This window comes from Streptomyces sp. WELS2 (assembly GCF_013870595.1).
GTDB lineage: Bacteria > Actinomycetota > Actinomycetes > Streptomycetales > Streptomycetaceae > Streptomyces.
This window is the reverse complement of record NZ_JACBWZ010000712.1, coordinates 1-3240: the sequence shown is the minus strand read 5'-3', so window position 1 is coordinate 3240 and position 3240 is coordinate 1. Positions and strand designations below refer to the sequence as shown.

The following is a 3240-nucleotide window of genomic DNA, read 5'->3' as shown; positions in this document are numbered from 1 at the left end:
CGGCGACCTCGCCGTCCACCCGGGCGCCCTCGGGCCGGTGGGCGCGGAACATCCGGGCCGTGCGCCGGAAGAACTCCGCCTTGTCGGCGGGCGGCAGCCGGTCCGGCTTGGCCAGGATGTCCAGGCAGTGCTCGCCCATCTTGCGGTGCAGGTACGGCCGCCAGGACGCCAGCTCCGGCCGCCCGGCCAGATACGCGAAGACCCGCTCGTACTGGTCGTGGATGTCGAAGTGCTTGCGGCTGGTGGTGGACAGGATGTTGCCCTGCCGGCGCTGCCGGTAGTGCAGGCAGATGCGGTCCAGGGCGGCGATCCGGCGGGCGCTGAGCATGACCGGGAACGTCCAGGGGGTGTCCTCGTAGTAGCCCGGCGGGAAGGCGAAGCCGTTCTCCGTGACGAAGTCCCGGCGGTAGGCCTTGTTCCAGACCACCATCAGCAGGTCCAGGACCGGCGGGTACTCGGCGGCGGTGAACACCTCCTCCTTGGCGAGCAGGTGCGCGAGGACGTTGCGCCGGGTGCCGCCCCACCAGTAGGTGCGCGCGTAGTCGAAGACCAGCACGTCCGGGTCGGCGGTCTCGGCGAGCCGGGCGGCCACGGCCTCCAGCGCGCCCGGGGTGAGGGTGTCGTCGCTGTCCAGGAAGAGCAGGTAGTCGCCGGTGGCGTGCGGGAGCCCGGCGTTGCGGGCCCTGCCGAGACCCACGTTCTCCGGCAGGTGCAGCACCTTCACCCGGGGGTCGCGCCGGGCGTACTCGTCCAGGATCGCGCCGCAGTCGTCCGGGGAGCGGTCGTCCACGGCGATCAGCTCGAAGTCCCCGAAGGACTGCCCGAGCACCGAGTCCAGGCACTCGGGCAGGAAGCCCTGCACCCGGTAACAGGGCACGATCACACTGAAGCGGGGCACGGCGGGTCAGCTCCTTGCGAGGGTGGCGGCGGGGGCGGGGACGCGCTCGGCGAGCGGGAGCACGGGCGGCAGCGCCTCGTGCGGTTCGCCGAGCAGCACCCGGCGCACCACCCGCTCGGCGGCCCGTCCGTCGTCGAACTCGCAGAACCGCTCCCGGAACGCGGCCCGCAGCGCCCGGGCCCGGGGGCCGGCGTACGAGCCGTCGCGGAACACGGCGGCCAGCTCCCCGGGCGTCCGGGCGACCAGGCCCGGCGGCCCGGCCATCAGGTCGAAGCAGACGCCCCGGGTCTCCCGGTACACCTCCCAGTCGTCGGCGTAGATCACGATCGGCCGGTCCAGGTTGGCGTAGTCGAACATGATGGACGAGTAGTCGGTGATCAGCGCGTCCGCCGCCAGGCACACGTCCTCCGCCGAGCGGTGCGCGGTGACGTCGATGATCCGGTCCGAGCCGCGCGGGCCGCCCCGGTCGTAGAAGTAGTGGGCGCGCAGCAGCACGACGACGTCCTCCCCGGCGGCCCGGCAGAACGCCTCCAGGTCCAGGCCGGGCTCGAAGCCGGTGTGGTGGTCGCGGTGGGTCGGCGCGTACAGCACGGCCGTGCGGCCCTCCGGGACGCCCAGCTCACGGCGGATCCGGGCCACGTCACGGGCGGCCGCCGTGTAGTAGACGTCGTTGCGCGGATAGCCGTACTCCAGCTGTTCGTAGGAGCCCGGGAAGGCGCGTTCCCACATCCGGGTGGAGTGGCGGTTGGACGACAGGTTGAAGTCCCAGCGGTCGACCCGGCCCAGCAGCCTGGTGAAGCTGCCGGACCGCGCCGCCACCACCGGGTACACCGACTGGTCCACGCCCATCGTCTTCAGCGGGGTGCCGTGCTGGGTCTGCAGGTGCACGCTGCCCGGCCGCTTGACCACGCCCTCGGCGAAGTTGGCGTTGTTGATCAGGTACGTGGCCCGGGCCAGCACCTCCCAGGAGCGGCGCGAACCGAGCACCGCGTACTCGACGCCGTCCGGCATGGTGTGTTCCTGGCCGGCCTCGACCAGGAACACCGAGCGGATCTGCGGGGCCAGCTCCCGGGCCTTGGCGTGGATCGCCGCCGGGTTGCAGGCGTACCCCCGCCCCCAGTACGCGCAGTACACCGCGAGGTCCGGATCGAGCGGGCGGCGCAGGTCACGGGCGTAGCGCAGCCGGGTGCGGGCGGCGCGCGGGCGCGGCAGCAGGGCGACGGCGCCGCCGGCCGCCCGGTTGGCGCCGCGCAGGGCGCGGAACCCGTCGTAGGCGCCCGCCGCCAGCAGCCGGTGCTGCACCCCGAGGCTGCCGTCCGGCACCCGGTGCCCGGCCGGCCGGTGCTGCCGGTAGAGCCGGGCCGCGCGGCGGAAGAACGCCCGGTGTCCCGAGGGCAGCCGCTCCGGCCGGGACGCCGTCTTCAGCACCGCCGCGAACGCCTGGTCGAACAGCGGACCGGTCCGCTCGGCCGGCAGCCCCGCCTCGGCCGCCCGGGTCAGCACCCGCTCCACCTGGTCCAGCAGGGTGTGCTGGTGCGGGCCGGGCAGGTTCAGCCGGCTGCCCTGACGGCGGGAGCGGTGGCGTACGAGGGCCCGGCGCAGCACCGCGATCCGGCCGGCCGAGACGGTCACCAGCCCGCCCCAGCCCAGGTCGGTGAAGTGCCCGTCCGGGAAGGCGAGTTCCCGTTCGGTGAGGAAGGACCTGCGGTACGCGGCGCTCCACGCGGGCAGTGGGACGCCGGTCAGCCCGGGCAGCTCGGCGGGGGCGAAGGCGCCGCTCGGGGCCTTCGCCGGCAGCGACCCGGCCGGGATCGCCGGCTCGCCCTCCCACCAGGGGGCGCGCTCGTGCTCGCAGTACAGCACGTCCACCCCGGCGACCTCGGTCAGCCGGGCGTCCACCGCCGCCAGCGCCCCCGGCAGCAGCAGGTCGTCGCCGTCCAGGAACAGCACGTAGGTGCCGGTCGCCGCCCGCATCCCGGCGTTGCGCGCCCCGCCCAGCCCGGCGGACGGCGGCGAGTGGACGACGGTCACCCGGGAGTCCCGCCCCGCGTACCCGGCGGCGACCTCGGCCGCCGGGGCGTCGGGGGCGTCGCAGACCGGGATCAGCTCGAGGTCGCCGAAGGACTGGCCGAGGACCGAGTCCAGCGCCTGGGACAGCCGTCCGGCGACCCCATGGGACGGGACGATGATGCTGAAGCGGGGCATTCTGTTCTCTCTGTCGTCGTGCGGACGCGGCCGGGCCGTCCCGCCGGACGCCGGGTGGACGGCCGGCTCGGGGCGGGCCGCGTCGAGCCGAGGGGCATGGGAACTCCCGGAAAGGACAACGGCGTTCAGCGGCTCCC

The 3240-nt window shown here is 74.6% G+C and carries 2 protein-coding genes; both read right to left on the bottom strand.

Going from position 1 to position 3240, the window contains the following annotated elements:
• A partial coding sequence (locus tag H5J33_RS28585; RefSeq protein WP_181797720.1) for a glycosyltransferase occupies positions 1 to 898 on the bottom strand: 898 nt, incomplete at its 3' end.
• Between the two features lie 6 nt (positions 899 to 904).
• Positions 905 to 3103 (bottom strand): CDP-glycerol glycerophosphotransferase family protein, encoded by a 2199-nt coding sequence (locus H5J33_RS28580; protein WP_181797719.1) that lies wholly within the window; start codon positions 3101 to 3103, stop codon positions 905 to 907.
• Between the last annotated feature and the right edge of the window lie 137 nt (positions 3104 to 3240).